This window comes from Pseudomonas sp. AFG_SD02_1510_Pfu_092 (assembly GCF_003331055.1).
Classification (GTDB): Bacteria; Pseudomonadota; Gammaproteobacteria; order Pseudomonadales; family Pseudomonadaceae; genus Aquipseudomonas.
Map to the genome: position 1 here is coordinate 13,916 of NZ_PUQD01000020.1, position 17,694 is coordinate 31,609.

17 protein-coding genes and 6 tRNA genes are annotated in these 17,694 nt (G+C 63.0%); 14 read left to right on the forward strand and 9 right to left on the reverse strand.

The window, feature by feature from the left end; all coding sequences use genetic code 11:
- The first annotated feature begins 1 nt into the window (after position 1).
- Both C6A77_RS11250 and thiO read left to right on the forward strand, forming a co-directional pair.
- Entirely contained in the window at positions 2–391 is a 390-nt protein-coding gene (locus C6A77_RS11250; RefSeq protein WP_114169540.1) for a type IV pilin protein, read from the forward strand.
- 54 nt (positions 392–445) lie between these two features.
- A complete protein-coding gene (gene thiO / locus C6A77_RS11255; protein WP_114169541.1) occupies positions 446–1,543 on the forward strand; it encodes a glycine oxidase ThiO in 1,098 nt (365 codons plus the stop codon).
- A gap of 110 nt (positions 1,544–1,653) precedes the next feature.
- Here thiO and C6A77_RS11260 read toward each other — a convergent pair whose 3' ends face one another.
- Together C6A77_RS11260 and C6A77_RS11265 are read right to left on the reverse strand one after the other, a co-directional pair.
- Positions 1,654–1,884 (reverse strand): PP0621 family protein, encoded by a 231-nt coding sequence (locus C6A77_RS11260; RefSeq protein WP_114169542.1) that lies wholly within the window; start codon positions 1,882–1,884, stop codon positions 1,654–1,656.
- Positions 1,885–2,020: 136 nt separating this feature from the next.
- Positions 2,021–3,040 (reverse strand): outer membrane protein assembly factor BamD, encoded by a 1,020-nt coding sequence (locus C6A77_RS11265; protein WP_114169543.1) that lies wholly within the window; start codon positions 3,038–3,040, stop codon positions 2,021–2,023.
- Positions 3,041–3,187: 147 nt separating this feature from the next.
- Here C6A77_RS11265 and rluD point away from each other — a divergent pair, with 147 nt between their 5' ends.
- The 8 genes from rluD (at position 3,188) to C6A77_RS11305 (ending at position 8,566) form a co-directional block, all read left to right on the forward strand.
- Positions 3,188–4,150: a 23S rRNA pseudouridine(1911/1915/1917) synthase RluD gene (gene rluD, locus C6A77_RS11270; protein WP_114169583.1), complete on the forward strand. Its 963-nt coding sequence runs from the start codon at positions 3,188–3,190 to the stop codon at positions 4,148–4,150.
- Positions 4,147–4,887 carry a peptidoglycan editing factor PgeF gene (gene pgeF, locus C6A77_RS11275; protein ID WP_114169544.1) on the forward strand — a complete coding sequence of 247 codons (741 nt, stop codon included), beginning with the start codon at positions 4,147–4,149 and terminating at the stop codon, positions 4,885–4,887. Before rluD ends, pgeF begins: the two co-directional genes overlap by 4 nt.
- Positions 4,888–5,137: 250 nt before the next feature.
- Positions 5,138–7,702: an ATP-dependent chaperone ClpB gene (gene clpB / locus C6A77_RS11280; RefSeq protein ID WP_114169545.1), complete on the forward strand. Its 2,565-nt coding sequence runs from the start codon at positions 5,138–5,140 to the stop codon at positions 7,700–7,702.
- A 420-nt stretch (positions 7,703–8,122) separates the two neighbouring features.
- Positions 8,123–8,198, forward strand: a tRNA-Asn gene (locus C6A77_RS11285).
- A 4-nt stretch (positions 8,199–8,202) separates the two neighbouring features.
- Positions 8,203–8,279 (forward strand) — tRNA-Pro (locus tag C6A77_RS11290).
- A gap of 6 nt (positions 8,280–8,285) precedes the next feature.
- A tRNA-Lys gene (locus C6A77_RS11295) sits at positions 8,286–8,361 on the forward strand.
- Between the two features lie 47 nt (positions 8,362–8,408).
- A tRNA-Pro gene (locus C6A77_RS11300) sits at positions 8,409–8,485 on the forward strand.
- Positions 8,486–8,490: 5 nt separating this feature from the next.
- Positions 8,491–8,566, forward strand: a tRNA-Lys gene (locus C6A77_RS11305).
- A 179-nt stretch (positions 8,567–8,745) separates the two neighbouring features.
- On the opposite strand, the gene C6A77_RS11310 is transcribed toward C6A77_RS11305, so the two are convergent.
- The 3 genes from C6A77_RS11310 to C6A77_RS11320 all read right to left on the reverse strand — a co-directional run bounded on the left by C6A77_RS11310 (position 8,746) and on the right by C6A77_RS11320 (position 11,061).
- The gene (locus C6A77_RS11310) at positions 8,746–10,041 is read right to left on the reverse strand and encodes an NAD(P)/FAD-dependent oxidoreductase (protein WP_114169546.1); all 1,296 of its coding nucleotides are present in this window, start codon (positions 10,039–10,041) and stop codon (positions 8,746–8,748) included.
- An 84-nt stretch (positions 10,042–10,125) separates the two neighbouring features.
- Positions 10,126–10,299, reverse strand: a complete 174-nt coding sequence (locus C6A77_RS11315) for a DUF3094 family protein (RefSeq protein ID WP_033744188.1) — start codon at positions 10,297–10,299, stop codon at positions 10,126–10,128.
- A 132-nt stretch (positions 10,300–10,431) separates the two neighbouring features.
- Complete coding sequence (locus C6A77_RS11320; RefSeq protein WP_013970766.1) at positions 10,432–11,061, reverse strand: DUF1780 domain-containing protein; 630 nt, start codon at positions 11,059–11,061, stop codon at positions 10,432–10,434.
- A gap of 143 nt (positions 11,062–11,204) precedes the next feature.
- Between C6A77_RS11320 and C6A77_RS11325 the strand changes: the two genes are divergently transcribed.
- Positions 11,205–11,888, forward strand: a complete 684-nt coding sequence (locus tag C6A77_RS11325; protein WP_114169547.1) for an energy-coupling factor ABC transporter permease — start codon at positions 11,205–11,207, stop codon at positions 11,886–11,888.
- 135 nt (positions 11,889–12,023) lie between these two features.
- Here C6A77_RS11325 and yacG read toward each other — a convergent pair whose 3' ends face one another.
- From yacG to C6A77_RS11345, 4 genes are read right to left on the reverse strand one after another with little or no spacing between them, the layout of a single operon-like run.
- Positions 12,024–12,224 (reverse strand): DNA gyrase inhibitor YacG, encoded by a 201-nt coding sequence (yacG, locus tag C6A77_RS11330; protein WP_114169548.1) that lies wholly within the window; start codon positions 12,222–12,224, stop codon positions 12,024–12,026.
- Entirely contained in the window at positions 12,221–12,844 is a 624-nt protein-coding gene (gene coaE, locus C6A77_RS11335) for a dephospho-CoA kinase (RefSeq protein ID WP_114169549.1), read from the reverse strand. The genes yacG and coaE overlap by 4 nt, the downstream gene beginning before the upstream one ends.
- The gene (locus C6A77_RS11340; protein ID WP_114169550.1) at positions 12,844–13,710 is read right to left on the reverse strand and encodes an A24 family peptidase; all 867 of its coding nucleotides are present in this window, start codon (positions 13,708–13,710) and stop codon (positions 12,844–12,846) included. The genes coaE and C6A77_RS11340 overlap by 1 nt, the downstream gene beginning before the upstream one ends.
- 2 nt (positions 13,711–13,712) lie before the next feature.
- Positions 13,713–14,921 carry a type II secretion system F family protein gene (locus tag C6A77_RS11345; RefSeq protein ID WP_114169551.1) on the reverse strand — a complete coding sequence of 403 codons (1,209 nt, stop codon included), beginning with the start codon at positions 14,919–14,921 and terminating at the stop codon, positions 13,713–13,715.
- Positions 14,922–15,135: 214 nt separating this feature from the next.
- On the opposite strand from C6A77_RS11345, the gene C6A77_RS11350 reads away from it, so the two are divergent.
- The 3 genes from C6A77_RS11350 to C6A77_RS11360 all read left to right on the forward strand — a co-directional run bounded on the left by C6A77_RS11350 (position 15,136) and on the right by C6A77_RS11360 (position 17,177).
- Positions 15,136–15,546, forward strand: coding sequence for a pilin (locus C6A77_RS11350; protein ID WP_114169552.1), 411 nt, complete (start codon positions 15,136–15,138; stop codon positions 15,544–15,546).
- Between the two features lie 71 nt (positions 15,547–15,617).
- Positions 15,618–15,693, forward strand: a tRNA-Thr gene (locus C6A77_RS11355).
- Positions 15,694–15,854: 161 nt separating this feature from the next.
- Positions 15,855–17,177 carry an integrase arm-type DNA-binding domain-containing protein gene (locus C6A77_RS11360; RefSeq protein WP_161959662.1) on the forward strand — a complete coding sequence of 441 codons (1,323 nt, stop codon included), beginning with the start codon at positions 15,855–15,857 and terminating at the stop codon, positions 17,175–17,177.
- The last annotated feature ends 517 nt before the right edge of the window (positions 17,178–17,694 follow it).

Here is a 17,694-nt window from a genome sequence, read left to right on the forward strand (position 1 = left end):
CATGCAGCAAGGCATGAGCCTGATCGAGTTGTTGATTGTGCTGGCCGTGACCGGCATTCTGGCAGCCATTGCCTACCCAAGTTACAGCGACCAGCTACGGCGAGCCGCACGCAGCGAAGTGGTCGGCCTGCTGCACGATGCCGCCCTGCGCCTGGAGCGCCACCGCGTGCGCACCGGCCAATATGCCGAAGGCGACCCGGCCTTGCCCGCCGCCAACCGTTATTACAGCCTGCAGGCCCAGCGCGACAGCGACACTTTCACGCTGCGTGCCCGGAGGCTGCCGAGCGGGCTGATGGCGCAGGACCGCTGTGGCGATTTCCAGCTCGACCAGGCCGGCGTGCGGAGCAACCCAGGGGCCGTTGCCGGCGGCGAGCACTGCTGGGGAAGCTGAAGGTTGAATGATGCCCGGTGCATCGCGGATTTACTTCAGGTGTTGGATCGACAGATGAGCAAGCAAGTAGTGGTGGTCGGCGGCGGGGTGATTGGCCTGCTGACGGCATTCAACCTGGCGGCCAAGGTCGGCCAGGTGGTGGTGTGTGACCAGGGTGAAGTCGGCCGCGAATCGTCCTGGGCCGGGGGTGGCATCGTCTCGCCACTGTACCCGTGGCGCTACAGCCCGGCAGTGACTGCCCTGGCACACTGGTCACAGGACTTTTACCCACAGCTGGGCGAGCGCTTGTTCGCCAGCACCGGTGTCGACCCCGAAGTACACACCACCGGCCTGTACTGGCTCGACCTGGACGACGAAGCCGAAGCGCTGGCCTGGGCCGGGCGCGAGCAGCGGCCGCTGAGCGCCGTGGATATCTCGGCGGTTTACGACGCCGTGCCAGTGCTGGGCGCTGGTTTCAAGCGTGCCATCTACATGGCTGGGGTGGCCAACGTGCGCAACCCGCGCCTGGTCAAATCGCTCAAGGCGGCGTTGCTGGCGCTGCCCAACGTGACCTTGCGCGAGCACTGCCAGATCACCGGCTTCGTCCAGCAGGGCGGGCGGGTAAGCGGCGTGCAGACGGCCGATGGTGTGCTGGCGGCTGATGAAGTGGTGCTCAGCGCCGGGGCCTGGAGCGGCGACCTGTTGCGCACGCTTGGCCTCGAACTGCCGGTGGAACCGGTGAAAGGCCAGATGATCCTGTTCAAGTGCGCCGAAGACTTTTTGCCGAGCATGGTGCTGGCCAAAGGGCGCTATGCCATCCCGCGGCGTGACGGGCATATTCTGGTGGGCAGTACCCTGGAACACGCCGGGTATGACAAGACGCCCACCGTTGATGCGTTGGAAAGCCTGAAAGCGTCGGCAGTGGAATTGCTGCCAGGGCTCGAGGGGGCCGAGGTGATGGCGCATTGGGCCGGGCTGCGGCCGGGTTCGCCGGAAGGTATCCCGTACATCGGGCGGGTACCTGGGCATGAAGGGCTGTGGCTGAACTGCGGTCATTACCGCAACGGGCTGGTATTGGCACCGGCTTCTTGTCAGCTGTTTACCGACTTGCTGACCGGTGCCGAGCCGATCATCGACCCGGCGCCGTATGCGCCAGAGGGGCGGCTGGGCTGAGGGCCTTTTCGCGGGCACGCCCGCTCCCACAGGTACCCCACAGGCCTTGAGCCTTGTGCTGTACCTGTGGGAGCGGGCGTGCCCGCGAAGAGGCCAGAGGAGATTTGAGTCTAGTCCTGGCGGCCAGGCCCTTGCTGCAGATGTGCCTGGCTGCAATACCACTCGCTGCCCTGCTGCAACGCCCGGTCGTTGGGCAGGTGCACGCCGCAATGGGCGCAGCGCACCATCGTCAGCGGTGCATCCAGCTTCGCCTCGGGGTGCGACTGTTGGCTGGCTTTGAACTTGCGCCACAGCCAGAACGCGGCGGCGATCAGGGCGATCCAGAAAAGTAGGCGAACCATGGTGTCCAGCTTGTCGGTTGAAGAAGCCGACAGTCTAGGACGCGGCCAATAAAAAAGGGAGGCCCAGGGCCTAATGCCAGTCAGCTTAACTGACTGGCATTAGGCCCTGGGCCTCCCTTTCATGTACCGCGCTGGGTCAGTCGAACAGACCAAAGGTCATGTAGCTGAACCAGGAGCGGTCTTGCTCGGCTTCCTTCGGCCCTTCCGGCACGATCGGGTCGCCATTCTCGTCGGTCGGCAGCAGCTCGCGCGGCATCTCGTCGCGCGCATCCTGGAACTGCTTGACCACATCCTGGTTGGCGCGGGTTTCGCCCGGCGGCAGCGGGGTCTCGGTCTCGATCAGGCCCAGGGTGGCCTTGGACAGCCAGCCACGGCCGTCAGACTCGGTCTGCTTGGGCTGGAACTCGCCATCGGCCAGGCTCGGGTGGTCCGGGTAGTTGAGCTTCAGGGTTTCCAGGCTGGTGGCGGCCAGCTCGTCCAGGTGCATCTTCTGGTACGCCTCGACCATCACCGCCAGGCCGTCGCCGACCGATGGGGTTTCCTGGAAGTTCTCGACCACGTAGCGGCCACGGTTGGCGGCGGCTACATAGGCCTGGCGGCTCAGGTAGTAGTCGGCAACGTGGATTTCGTACGAAGCCAGCAGGTTGCGCAGGTAGATCATGCGCTGCTTGGCATCGGGCGAGTAGCGGCTGTTGGGGAAGCGGCTGGTCAGCTGGGCGAACTCGTTGTACGAGTCGCGCGCGGCGCCCGGGTCACGCTTGGTCATGTCCAGCGGCAGGAAGCGCGCCACCAGGCCACGGTCCTGGTCGAACGAGGTCAGGCCCTTGAGGTAGTAGGCGTAGTCGACGTTCGGGTGCTGCGGGTGCAGGCGGATGAAGCGCTCGGCAGCCGACTTGGCAGCCTCGGGCTCGGCGTTCTTGTAGTTGGCGTAGATCAGCTCGAGCTGCGCCTGGTCGGCATAACGGCCGAACGGGTAGCGCGACTCCAGGGCCTTGAGCTTGTTCACGGCGCTGGTGTAGCTGGAGTTGTCCAGGTCAGCTTGAGCCTGCTGGTACAGCTCGGCCTCGCTGAGGTTCTCGTCGATGACTTCCTTATTGGAGGAACAGGCCGCGGTGAGCCCGAGGATGGCGATCAGCAGCAGGTGTTTCACTTGCATGGCGGCTTGCGTCCCTTTGACGGCCGCTGTCTTGGGCGGTGCCGTCCTGTTATGATGAGCGCCCCGGCCAACCCCGGGACAAAAGAAGTCGTATTTAACCACAAGCTCGCAGCCGAAACCAAAGGCTGTGCGCCCGCCGAATCGAGCATGTCCGAGATCATTCAACTTAGCGCAGAGGTGCCGTCCGAACTGGGCGGTCAACGCCTCGACCAGGTCGCCGCCCAATTGTTCGCCGAGTACTCGCGTTCCCGGCTGACTTCGTGGATCAAAGAAGGCCGCCTGACGGTCGATGGTGCCGTGGTGCGCCCTCGAGACCTCGTCTATGGTGGCTCGCAACTTACCCTGGAGGCCGAGCAAGAGGCCCAGGGCGAGTGGGTCGCCGAAGACATCGAGCTGGATATCGTCTACGAAGACGACCATATCATGGTCATCAACAAGCCTGCCGGGCTGGTTGTGCACCCGGCCGCCGGGCATGCCAGCGGCACGTTGCTCAATGCCCTGCTGCACCACGTGCCTGACATCGTCAACGTACCGCGCGCCGGTATCGTCCACCGCCTGGACAAGGACACCACCGGCCTGATGGTGGTGGCCAAGACCTTGCAGGCGCAGACCCGTCTGGTCGAGCAGATGCAGGCGCGCAAGGTCAGCCGCATCTACGAGTGCATCGTGATCGGCGTGGTCACCGCCGGTGGCAAGATCGATGCGCCGATCGGCCGCCACGGCGGCATGCGCCAGCGCATGGCGGTTACCGACGGCGGCAAGCCTGCGGTCAGCCACTACCGGGTGCTCAAGCGCTTCCGCTCGCACACCCACGTGCGGGTCAAGCTGGAAACCGGCCGTACCCACCAGATTCGCGTGCACATGGCCCACGTTGGCTTCCCATTGGTCGGCGACCAGACCTACGGCGGGCGCTTCCGCATTCCGCCAGCTGCCAGCCCGACCATGGTCGAGGCGGTGAAGACCTTCCCGCGCCAGGCGCTGCACGCGCGCTTCCTGGCATTGGCCCACCCGATTACCGGTGAAGTCATGAAGTGGGAATCGCCGCTGCCGGACGATTTCGTCTGGTTGCTGTCGCTGCTGAACCAGGACCGCGAGAGCTTTATCGGATGAGTGGCCTGACGCAGTCGCTGCTGTTCCCCGACTGGCCAGCCCCGGCCTCGGTGCGCGCCTGTGTCACTACTCGTCAGGGCGGCGTCAGCCTGCCGCCCTATGCAACCTTCAACCTTGGCGACCATGTGGGCGATGACCCTGCTGCGGTCGCCGAAAACCGTCGCCGCCTGGGCGACGCGTTCGCCATCCAGCCGGCCTGGCTCAAGCAGGTACACGGGCGGGTGGTGGCGGCTGCCGACCCGGCAGTGGTAGCCGAAGCCGACGCCAGCTGGACCGACCAGCCTGGCATTGCCTGTGCCGTGATGACTGCCGATTGCCTGCCTGCGCTGTTCTGCGACCGGGCAGGTACCCGCGTGGCGGCGGCGCACGCCGGTTGGCGCGGGCTGGCTGGCGGTGTGCTGGAGGCCACGCTGGACCGCCTGGCGCTGGCCCCGGAAGAGGTGTTGGTGTGGTTGGGGCCGGCGATCGGCCCCAAGGCCTTCGAAGTCGGGCTGGAAGTGCGTGATGCGTTCACTGCCGTGCATCCCGAAGCGGCGCGGGCCTTCGTCGAAGGCGAGCGGCCAGGCAAGCTGCTGGCCGACATCTATGAACTGGCGCGCATTCGCCTGGCTGCCCGTGGGGTGACTGCCGTGTATGGCGGTGGCTGGTGCACGGTCAGTGATGAGCGGTTCTTCTCCTATCGCCGTACGCCGCAGGGCGGGCGGTTTGCTTCCCTGGTGTGGCTGGAACGGCGCTAGCCTGTACCGGCCTCTTCGCGGGTAAACCCGCTCCCACAGGATAATCACAGGCCTTGAGAGCGGTGCAGTCCCTGTGGGAGCGGGTTCACCCGCGAATGCCCCAGCGCCAATCGAACAGGTTGACCCCAGTCAACCCCGCTACGCTTGAATCTTCCAGAATCAGCCTTATCTATAAGGTCATCTCAGGCAGGTTTCTTCATAAACAGGCGCTGTCCATCGCTCCGACCTGCCCTTTAAAGGAAGGTACACCATGCGAATAGACCGTTTGACCAGCAAGCTGCAGCTTGCCATATCCGATGCCCAATCCCTGGCCGTTGGCATGGACCACCCTGCCATCGAGCCCGTGCACCTGTTGCAGGCATTGCTCGAGCAGCAGGGCGGTTCGATCAAGCCCCTGCTGATGCAGGTAGGTTTCGACATCAACAGCCTGCGCCAGGCGCTGGTGAAAGAACTCGACCAGCTGCCGAAAATCCAGAACCCCACCGGCGACGTGAACATGTCGCAGGACTTGGCGCGCCTGCTCAACCAGGCTGACCGCCTGGCCCAGCAGAAAGGTGACCAGTTCATCTCCAGCGAGCTGGTGCTGCTGGCCGCCATGGACGAGAACAGCAAGCTTGGCAAGTTGTTGCTGAGCCAGGGCGTGAGCAAGAAGGCCCTGGAAAACGCCATCAACAACCTGCGCGGCGGCGCGGCGGTGAATGACGCCAATGCCGAAGAGTCGCGCCAGGCCCTGGACAAGTACACCGTCGACCTGACCAAGCGTGCCGAAGAAGGCAAGCTGGACCCGGTGATCGGCCGCGATGACGAGATCCGCCGTACCGTACAGGTGCTGCAACGCCGTACCAAGAACAACCCGGTGCTTATCGGTGAGCCCGGTGTGGGTAAGACCGCCATCGCCGAAGGCCTGGCCCAGCGCATCATCAACGGTGAAGTGCCGGATGGCCTCAAAGGCAAGCGCCTGCTAGCGCTGGACATGGGCGCGCTGATCGCCGGTGCCAAGTACCGCGGCGAGTTCGAAGAACGCCTGAAAAGCCTGCTGAACGAGCTGTCCAAGCAGGAAGGCCAGATCATCCTGTTCATCGACGAACTGCACACCATGGTCGGCGCCGGCAAAGGCGAGGGGGCCATGGATGCCGGCAACATGCTCAAGCCGGCCCTGGCCCGTGGCGAGCTGCACTGCGTCGGTGCCACCACGCTCAACGAATACCGCCAGTTCATCGAGAAAGACGCCGCCCTGGAGCGGCGCTTCCAGAAGGTACTGGTCGAGGAGCCGAGCGAGGAAGACACCATCGCCATCCTGCGTGGCCTGAAAGAGCGCTATGAAGTGCACCACAAGGTGGCCATTACCGACGGTGCGATCATCGCGGCGGCCAAGCTCAGCCACCGCTACATCACCGACCGTCAGCTGCCGGACAAGGCCATCGACCTGATCGACGAAGCGGCCAGCCGCATCCGCATGGAGATCGACTCCAAGCCGGAAGTGCTGGACCGCCTGGATCGCCGCCTGATCCAGCTGAAGGTGGAATCTCAGGCGCTGAAGAAGGAAGAAGACGAAGCGGCGAAAAAACGCCTGGAGAAGCTGACCGAGGAAATCGAGCGGCTGGAGCGTGAGTACGCCGACCTGGAAGAAATCTGGGCCTCGGAAAAGGCAGAAGTGCAGGGCTCGGCGCAGATTCAGCAAAAGATCGAGCAGGCCCGCCAGGAGCTGGAAAGCGCCCGTCGCAAAGGCGACCTGAGCCGCATGGCCGAGTTGCAGTACGGGGTGATCCCGGACCTGGAGCGCAGCCTGCAGATGGTCGACCAGCACGGCAAGACTGAGAACCAGTTGCTGCGCAACAAGGTGACCGAGGAAGAAATTGCCGAAGTGGTGTCGAAGTGGACCGGCATTCCGGTGTCCAAGATGCTCGAAGGCGAGCGCGAGAAGCTGCTGAAGATGGAAGCGCTGCTGCACCAGCGCGTGATCGGCCAGAGCGAAGCGGTAACCGCCGTGGCCAACGCCGTGCGCCGCTCGCGTGCCGGGCTGTCCGACCCGAACCGGCCAAGTGGCTCGTTCCTGTTCCTCGGCCCGACCGGGGTGGGCAAGACCGAGCTGTGCAAGGCGCTGGCCGAGTTCCTGTTCGACACCGAAGAAGCGATGGTGCGTATCGACATGTCCGAGTTCATGGAGAAGCACTCCGTGGCTCGCCTGATCGGCGCCCCGCCAGGCTATGTAGGCTATGAAGAGGGCGGTTACCTGACCGAAGCGGTACGCCGCAAGCCGTACTCGGTGGTGCTGCTGGACGAGGTGGAGAAGGCCCACCCGGACGTGTTCAACGTGTTGCTGCAGGTGCTGGAAGACGGCCGCCTGACCGACAGCCATGGGCGCACCGTGGACTTCCGCAACACCGTGATCGTGATGACCTCCAACCTGGGCTCGGCGCAGATCCAGGAACTGGTAGGCGACCGCGAGGCGCAGCGTGCGGCGGTGATGGATGCGGTGGGGGCGCACTTCCGTCCGGAGTTCATCAACCGTATCGACGAAGTGGTGGTGTTCGAGCCACTGGGCCGCGAGCAGATTGCCGGCATCACCGAAATCCAGCTGGGCCGCCTGCGCAGCCGTTTGCTGGAGCGCGAACTGTCGCTGAGCCTGAGCCCCGAGGCGTTGGACAAGCTGATTGCCGTGGGTTACGACCCGGTGTACGGCGCACGGCCGCTGAAGCGGGCGATCCAGCGCTGGATCGAAAACCCGCTGGCGCAGTTGATCCTGGCAGGCCAGTTCATGCCGGGGACAGCGATTACCGCCAAGGTGGAAGGCGACGAAATCGTCTTTGGCTGATCTGCTTCACCATGAGCCCCGCATCTGCGGGGCTTTTTTTGCCTGTTTCCTGCACAGATTTCGGGGCTGCGGCGTCTCTGTGGGAGCGGGCAAGCCCGCGAAGAGGCCGGCGCGGCCCCAGCAAATCCGGGGTGTTTAGAATTTTCTGGATAACCTGCTGAAATTTTTGAAATTTTCGCTTGCATCCAAAATCGGCTGCCCCTAATATACGCCGCGTTGTCAGGCACTAAGCGAATCACCAGCAACATCGGTGACCGCAAAACAACTTACAAATCAGTAAGTTGAAAGAAAAAAAGTGGTTGACAAGCAAAACGAAGAATGTAGAATAGCCGGCCTCAGCAGCGACAACGCGAAAGCGGATAGCCAAGAGACCGAAGCTAACACAAGCTTCGATGCTGTAGAGATGTACCGAAGTTCAGTTCCGCGATAGCTCAGTCGGTAGAGCAAATGACTGTTAATCATTGGGTCCCTGGTTCGAGTCCAGGTCGCGGAGCCAATCTCGGGGTGTAGCGCAGTCCGGTAGCGCGCCTGCTTTGGGAGCAGGATGTCAGGAGTTCGAATCCCCTCACCCCGACCATTTTCCGGGTCGTTAGCTCAGTTGGTAGAGCAGTTGGCTTTTAACCAATTGGTCGTAGGTTCGAATCCTACACGACCCACCATGTAAAGAGGGCATCTCAAAGAGATGCCCTTTTTCTTTAGTAACACCCGGGGTGTAGCGCAGTCCGGTAGCGCGCCTGCTTTGGGAGCAGGATGTCAGGAGTTCGAATCCCCTCACCCCGACCATTTTCGGGTCGTTAGCTCAGTTGGTAGAGCAGTTGGCTTTTAACCAATTGGTCGTAGGTTCGAATCCTACACGACCCACCATGAAGAAAGGGCATCTCGCATGAGATGCCCTTTTTTTTGTCTTGAGTTCATCCCACCAGAAATGCGCTCTTGGCTGCGAATACAGCCACCTGTGGGAGCGGGTTCACCCGCGAATGCGGCGGCATGTTCACCATCGCATTCGCGGGTAAACCCGCTCCCACAGGGCATGCTGATGCTTGTCAGTGCAGCTTCAGACGCGGCTCGGTACCCCGGCCAATCTTGCTGCCCAGCATCATCAACGCCGTGCGGAAGAACCCGTACAACGCCATCTGGTGCATGCGGTACAGCGACACATAGAACATCCGCGCCAGCCAGCCCTCCAGCTTAACGCTGCCCATCAGGTTACCCATCAGGTTGCCCACTGCCGAGAAGCGCGACAGCGACACCAGCGAGCCATAGTCCTTGTATGCGTAGGTCGGCAGCGGCTTGTTCTCCAACCGCGCCTTCAAGCTCTGCGCCAGCATCGAAGCCTGCTGGTGCGCCGCCTGTGCCCGTGGTGGCACGTTGCGGTCGCTGCCCGGTTGCGGGCAGGCGGCGCAATCACCGAAGGCAAAGATATTGTCGTCGCGCGTGGTCTGCAGGGTAGGGCGCACCACCAACTGGTTGATGCGGTTGGTTTCCAGCCCATCGATGTCCTTGAGGAAGCCTGGCGCACGGATACCCGCCGCCCAGACCTTCAGGCTGGCCTGGATAACCTCACCGTCCTTGGTTTTCAAGCCATCCTCGGTCACTTCACTGACGGCGGCGTTGGTCATCACCTTCACGCCGAGCTTTTCCAGCGTTTTGTGCACCGGCACGCTGATGCGCTCGGGCAGTGCCGGCAATACCCGTGGGCCCGCCTCGATCAGGGTGATGTGCATGTCCTTGGGCTGGATGCGGTCCAGGCCGTAGGCCGCCAGCTCGTGCGCGGCGTGGTGCAGCTCGGCCGCCAGTTCCACACCGGTGGCGCCGGCGCCGACGATGGCCACGCTGATCTTCTCGCTGGCCGCGTCGCCGGCATGGGCACGCAGGTAGTGGTTGAGCAGTTGCTGGTGGAAACGCTCGGCCTGTTTACGGGTGTCGAGGAACAGGCAGTGCTGCGCTGCGCCCAAGGTGCCGAAGTCGTTGGTGTTGGAGCCCACGGCGATCACCAGCGTGTCGTAGCCCAGGGTGCGCGCAGGCAGCAGCTCGCGGCCCTCTTCGTCGAGGGTGGCAGCCAGTTGAATCTGCTTGCCTTCACGGTCCAGGCCGCTCATGCGCCCCAGCTGGAAGTTGAAGTGGTTCCACTTGGCCTGGGCCACGTAGTTCAGTTCGTCTTCCGAGGAGTTCAGCGAGCCGGCGGCCACCTCGTGCAGCAGGGGTTTCCAGATGTGCGTGAGGTTGGCGTCGACCAGGGTGATCTCGGCCTGCTTGCGCTTGCCCAGGCTTTTACCCAGGCGGGTCGCCAGTTCCAGGCCGCCGGCGCCGCCGCCGACAATCACGATGCGATGAGTCATGGGGATATCTCATAAGGTTTACGGAATTCGTGGCCCCAGGGGCCGGGCGCAAACTGCACGAGGGGAGGGCGAGCGCGAAGCGGCTCATAGCACCAGTCCACTGAGCAGGCGGCTGACAAGGCCCAACCCGATGGTCACGGCCACCACCAGGACCAGGAGCAACCACGGCCGGAAGGGCCTGCGCTCGACTTGGTGCTGGGGGGCTCGCAGATACTCATCGACACGACGCTGATCTTCCGGATTCAGGCGGCTGGTCATGGTGGGCCTCGTCAGGTAGACGTTTGTGACTGCGTAAACGCTACAGTGTTCACGCAAGCGCTTGAAACAAATGATAATGCTTTCTATCTCTGGCGCCGAGTGTACGCCATCGCAAACATTCGCTGCACCGGATCAAAGACTGATACCCACATCGAAAACGATGCTGCGGCCCAGGTTGCCCCGCAGGAAGTCCGGCGCGTCGGGGTGGGCGAACAGCACCCGGGCAAAGGTCGGCCCGACCAGCGACAGCGAGCGCCAGCCCTGGCGCAGGTATTCGGTGGGCGGCGGGAAGTGGGTGTTGAGGTCCAGCACCTCGCGCTTGAGGCTGGCGAAGGCGATGATGTCCAGCTCGTTCAGCTCCAGCCCGCGTTCCCGGTAGTTGTGCGCCTTCTTGCGCAAGGTCGGCGCCAGCCGCCCCAGCAGCTCGGTGGCGCTGATGCGCCGCGGGCGTGCTTCGCGGCGCACCAGTTGCGCCAGGGAAAAGGCGCTGCGCCGGCGCTGCAGTTCTTCGCGCCATTCATCGTTGAGCCGGCGGCCCTCGTCCAGCACGAAAAACACCTCGAAGGCGGCGTCGCGGAACAGCACATCCGGCGGTTCCTGGCCGGCCGGGGTGAAGTCCTCGCTGCGGTAGGGGATGTTCAGCCCCTGCAAAAGCCGCTGGCACACCCAGCGCTCCCGCTCCCACTTGCGGGCGTTGGAGAGAAAGGCATTGGCTTGTTCGGCCTGGATGGTAAGCAGGCGCAGGTAGTCTGAGTCATCCATGGGACAAGCTTAGACGCTAATCGATGACGATAAGATGCTGTTTGTGCGCGCAAATCGGCCCGGTACCGGCCGCCTTTGCCAGGCGCGCCGGCGAATGGGTGTAGACTCGCCCTTATCCACAGGGCTGCCAGGGGTATTCCAAGGTGATCAGTGCGCAGGTGTTGTCCGGCACCACCCTCACGATCGGGTGGCTTGGTTATGTGCCGCTGCTGATCTGGGCAGTCTGCCGGGTGCGCTGGGTCGAGCTGTTCACCGACCGGCGGCGTCAGCATCTGCTGTTCGGCACGGTGTTCTGCCTGTTTGCCTTGTGGCTGGTGCGGCGCGATTTCGATACCGGCGTGTCTTACCACTTCATCGGCATGACCGCAGTCACCCTGTTGCTCGACTGGCCGCTGGCGCTAGTGGGCGGGTTCATGGCCCAGCTCGGCTTGCTGGCGCTGGGGCGCCAGGACTTGGCGGCGTTGGGCGTGAACGGCTTGTTGCTGGTTGGCCTGCCGGTGCTGATTGCCGAGGCGTGCGCGATAGGGGTGGAGCGCGCCCAGCCGCGCAACCTGTTCGTGTATATCTTCTGTTCAGGGTTTTTCCCGGCGGCATTGACCGTACTGGCCTGCCTGTTGGCCGGGCTGGGGCTGTTGTGGCTGAACGGGCGCTTCGCCATGCCGGAGTGGCTCAGCGACTTTGTCGGCTACCTGTGGCTGATGATGTTTCCTGAAGCGTTCATCAACGGCACGGTAATCAGTGCGCTGGTGGTGTTTTGCCCGGAGTGGCTGGAAACCTTCAACCGCACCCGGTACCTGCAAGCGCCGTGGAAGGAGGATGAGCAGTGATTTTGTGGTGGCTGTACCGGCCCTTTCGCGGGCTCGCCCGCTCCCACATGAACCCCACGGCTTTCAAGGCTAGTGCAGTACCTGTGGGAGCGGGCGAGCCCGCGAAAAGGCCAGTACAGCCACCCATTTATCAACTCAATGCCGCGGCTCCAGGTCCCCCGAATACAGCTCATCCTCGGACTCGTCCGCCCCCGGAATCTTGTGCTCCTCGGCCGCCCACGCCCCCAGGTCGATCAGCTTGCAACGGTCCGAACAAAACGGCCGGAACGGGCTTTTCTCGTTCCATTCCACAGGTGCGCCACAGGTCGGGCAATCGACGGTCAATGGCTGGCTCATGGCTGGCCTCCTCGTAAAGTCAGGTAAAAGTGGTGCAGGCGGTCAATCTGCTGATGCAGCGCGGCGAGGTCGCCGTCATTGACCACCACATCATCGGCATGGCGCAGGCGCTCCTCACGGGCCAGCTGGGCCCCGAGAATGGCCTGCACCTGTTCGGCGCTGGTGTTGTCACGGGCCAGGGTGCGCGCCACCTGCAGCTCCTGCGGCGCATCGATCACCAGCACCCGCTGGGTTTTCTGGTACTGCCCCGACTCGATCAGCAGCGGCGACACATACACCGCATAGGGCGACTCCGCCTTGGCCAGGTAGCTGAAAATCTCCTGGCCGATCAGCGGGTGCAGCAATTGTTCCAGCCATTTGCGCTGCGCCGGGTCGGCAAAGATCAGCTGGCGCAGGGCGGCGCGATCGAGCTGGCCGTCTGCCTGCAACACGCCAGCGCCGAAGCGCTCGACGATGCTGGCCAAGGCCGGGCGGCCAGGCTCGACAACCCAGCGCGCCGCCTGGTCGGCATCGACCAGGTGCACGCCAAGCTCGACGAAACGCTCGGCAGCGGCACTTTTGCCGCTACCAATGCCGCCGGTCAGGCCGAGTATCCAGGGGGTAAAGGCCGCAATGGTCATCAGAATCCAAGCAGTTGAAGGTATGAGGCGTACATTTCATCACCCCAGAGCACGGCAATCCACCCCGCAATCGCCAGATAGGGGCCAAACGGGATCGCCGTACCCAGCGCATGCCGGCGCAGGCGCAGCAGGCACAGCCCGACCAACGCCCCGACCACCGATGACAGCAGCAAGGTCAACGGCAGCACCTGCCAGCCACCCCAGGCGCCAATCAGCGCCATCAGCTTGAAGTCGCCATAGCCCATGCCTTCCTTGCCGGTGGCCAGCTTGAACAGCCAATACACCGACCACAGGCTGAGGTAGCCGATCACCGCGCCCCACAGCGCAGCGGCCAGCGGCGCGTAGATGCCGAACGCATTGACGATCAAGCCCAGCCACAGCGTGGGCAGCACCAACGCATCCGGCAACAACTGGTGCTCGGCATCGATCAGGCTAAGGGCCAGCAGGCACCAGGTCAGCGGCAACGCCAGCAAGGCCTCGGCCGAAGCGCCAAAGCGCCAGGCCACCACCAGCGACAGCAGCGCGCTGGCCACCTCCAGCAACGGGTAGCGCGGGCTGATGCGGGTTTTGCAGGCTGAACAGCGCCCGCGCAATGCCAGGTAACTGACGACCGGGATGTTCTCCCACGGGCGAATCCGATGCGCGCAATGCGGGCAGCGCGAGGCGGGCAGGCACAGATCGAAACGCGCGTGCGGCGTTACCGGCAGCCCCAGCATTTCCTGCGCTTCACGCTGCCATTGCCGCTCCAGCATGATCGGCAGCCGGTACACCAGCACGTTGAGAAAACTGCCCACCAACAGGCCGAGCACGCCGGCCAAGGTGAGGAAGTACGCCGGCTGCTCGGCCAGCAATGTCCATAAAGTCATGTTCAGATCAGGCTACCCAACTGGAAGATCGGCAGGTACATCGCCACCACCAGGCCACCCACCAGCAGGCCCAGGACCAGCACGATGGCCGGCTCCAGCAGGCTGGTCAACTGCTCCAGCGCCTGGCTGACCTGTTCCTGGTAATGGCTGGCGGCTTTTTCCAGCATCTGCTCCAGCGTGCCGCTGGATTCACCAATGGCGGTCAGTTGCACCAGCAGCGGCGGAAACAACGGCTCCAGCGCCATCGCCTGGTTCAGCGCCTGCCCATTGGCCATGCCCTGGCGCAGGCGCAACACCGCCTGTTCATGCAGCTCGCTGCCACTGACCCTGGCCACCGTGCCCAGCGCGTCCAGCAACGGCACCCCGGCCGCGTAGGACGTAGCCAGGCTGCGGGAAAACCGCGCCAGCGCCGCCTGCCCGAGCAACGTGCCGAACACCGGCAAGCCCAGCACCTTGTGCAGTATCCACAGGCGCGCCGGCGCATGCTGCCGGTAGAGTTGGCGAGCGGCCAAACCTAGCACCACGGCCATCACCAGCAACAGCGGTGCAAACCGACTCAGCCCTGTGGACAAGTCGATCACCCACTGGGTAAAAGCCGGCAATTCAGCGCCCATGCCAGAGAACATGTTCTCGAATTTCGGAATCACCTCCAGCAACAAAATCGCCGACACCCCCAGCCCGGTCAGCAACAGCAGCAACGGGTAGATCATCGCCTTGCGCACCTTCCTGTGCAGCGCCTGGCGCTGCTCCAGCATGCCGGCCAGCTGTTCCAGCTGCCGGTCCAGCGTGCCCGACTGCTCACCCACCCGCACCAGGTTGCAGTACAACCCATCGAACCACTGCGGGTGGCGCTGCAACGCATCCGCCAGCCCCAGGCCAGCTGCCACATCCTGTTTCAGGCTGTCCAGCAACGCCGCCTGCGGCGCATCGCAACCACTGCGCCCCATCACCTCGAATGCCTGCAACAGCGGCACCCCGGCCTTGAGCAAGGTCGCCAGTTGCCGGCTGAACCCCGCCGGGTCGGCCTTCTCGCGGCGCTTGGGCAGGCTCAACGTCAGCCCGCCGGCGGGCCGCAAGCTGGCCACCTTGATGCCTTGGCGAATCAGCCCGGCACGCACATAGGCCGGGCTGCGCCCGGGCGTTCGGCCACTGACCGGCGCGCCGTTGGCGTCGGTGCCGTGCCAGCTGTAAAGGAGGGTCGAGGTGTTCATGCAAAGGTCCTTTTTTGCCCGTGCGACAAGCCTGGAAACAGCTTGCCGTGTCCATGAAGGGGCGCGCTTCCGTGTTGCTCACTAGAGTAGTTCAGCGAAGACGACGCCCAAGCGGGCAGGGGTGACAAAAGGTGTCTGTTCAGGCCTACTGCGCCGCTGCCAGCCGGGGTCGAGCCTGACCTCAACGAGTACGCGTATCAAAAGGAAACCGTTCATGAAAGGGCAACGCGGTATCACCCTGATCGAACTGATGATCGTCGTCGCGATCATCGGCATTCTGGCGACCATCGCCTTACCGATGTACACCAACCACCAGTCCCGCTCGAAAGCCGCCGCCGGGTTGCTGGAGATCAGCGCACTGAAAACGGCGATGGACCTGCGCTTGAACGAAGGCAAGGACGTCACGGGTGTGGCGGAGTTGGGCGGCCAGCCAGCGACGACCCATTGTGCGATTACCGCTGGCGGTAAAGCGGCGGATGGCACCGGGAGCATCGTGTGCACCCTGGTGGATGCACCCGCCACGGTGCTGGGCAAGGCACTGACCCTGACGCGCTCGGCTAGCGGGTGGGCCTGCACCACCGACATCGAGACAGACCTGGCGCCGAAGGGGTGCAAGGCGCCTTGAGGGTGGGGGAATAAGCCAGGGGAAACAGGGGTTTGCGTAACGGGTGCGAGCAGTGGTACGTTGCGCTACACGCCGGTGTAGCTCAGTCGGTAGAGCAGCGCACTCGTAACGCGAAGGTCGCAGGTTCGATTCCTGTCTCCGGCACCAGTTCAGGTTCCAGCGAAGGCTACCAAAATCTCTGGAACCCCCGTAAAACCCGCATTTTGGCGGGTTTTTTCGTTATGGCGTTCCGTCGGATTCCGACAGCTGCCAGCCGATTTAGGGGTAACGTTTGGGATAAAGTCGATTCGATAAAGGGGTTTACCCTTATGGCTCGTACTACTGCTCCCCTGACCGACACCGCATGCCGCTCGGCCAAGCCTACTGACCGCCCGTACAAGCTTTTTGACGGTGACGGTCTTTACCTCCTCGTTTACCCCAATGGCCGTAAAGGCTGGCGCTTCCGGTATGTGAAACCGGATGGGCGAGAGGGGCTGACCTCGTTTGGCAACTATCCCGTCATTGGTCTTGCAGATGCTCGGCAGAAGCGCCTGGAAACTAAGAGGATGCTGGCTGAGAGCATTGATCCGATTGCGTCTAAGCATCAGGCCAAGGTCGAGGCGGTTGTCAGAGGCCACACATTCGAGCGCGTTGCCTTGGACTGGCATAAGGAAATGTCCGTGAAGTGGGCGCCTGGCCATTCGAGGACCGTGCTGAGTCGTTTGAAGACTCACGTATTCCCGCTGCTAGGCGCACGCGCCATCGTCGATCTGGATACCTTCGACCTCATGCAGCCGCTTGAGGCGATCAAGAAGCGCGGCACGATCGATGTGGCCTTAAGGGTACAAAACTACCTTCAGAGCATCATGCGTGAGGCGAAGCGGTTACGGCTGATCACGGTCAACCCTGCGTATGACCTTGAGGGCTTCATCAGCGCGCCGCGGGTTACGCATCGGCCCGCACTTCCGCTGTCACGCCTGCCTGAGTTGATGGACCGTATTGAGAACTACAAGGGACGTGCGCTCACTCGGCTGACCGTCATGCTGTCTCTGCATGTGTTTGTCCGGTCCAGCGAATTGCGCTTCGCACGTTGGAGTGAGTTCGATCTGAAGCGCGGTATATGGGAGATACCTGATACGCGGCCCGCTTTGGATGGCGTCCCGTATTCGACCAGAGGCACGAAGATGGCGGGCCACATCCATCTGGTCCCTCTGTCACCGCAAGCGGTGGCGTTGCTCGAACAGATTCACGCGATCACGGGGTACTTCGATCTGGTGTTCACCAGTGATGCTCGCTCGTGGAAGCCGATGTCTGAGAACACGGTCAACAGCGCTTTGCGGAACATGGGCTACGACACCAAGACCGAAATCTGCGGACATGGCTTTCGGTCCATGGCATGCAGTGCCTTGGTCGAATCCGGGCTGTGGTCAGAGACCGCTATCGAGCGGCAGATGAGCCACAGGGAGCGCAACAACGTTCGGGCGGCGTATATCCACAAGGCCGAGTTCCTGGAGGAACGGCGAATGATCATGAGTTGGTGGAGCCGTTATCTCGAAGCGAACCGGCAGGAGCATATCTCGCCGCATGAGTTCGCCAATCAGACCGGGGCAAACGTTTCTAGCCTAAGAGCAAGGCGTGGCGCAGTCGAGTGAGCGCACGGTTTTGAAATTTCGGTGATCTGCTTTCCATGCGGGTCCATCCAAACAGGGCTGCAAAGCCGCCCTGTTTGGATGGACCTTACCTAAAAAGATCAAAAGCACCACATCGGGCACTGGGTGCCACGGTGTTCCGCATACGGCCAGTACCATTTTCAATCGCAAAACCATGCGGTGCACATCGCTTGACCCTCTCGGATTGCGGGCGTAGAAAAGACAGTGCAAAGGCTGTCGTTGACAGCACCCTAGGTGACTCGAGCCTTCAAGGTCACGCCGCTTCTGCGGTGGTTCTCCCCCCAAATGGCGATTCGCATCCGGCAGCTCGCCCGGTCACCTCCCCGGTGATGGATGCCTACTTCAGATGATGGCCCTCGTGCGCCAGACAACACTTCCTACTTCGCTGCCCTGCAGCAACCTTTCCGCTTGGCCGAATCTTGCGCCAACCTGCGCCCGTCTCTTTCTCCTGGAAAGAGACGGGCGCCTCTAACACTGCTGCAGCCCTCATCGCAATTGG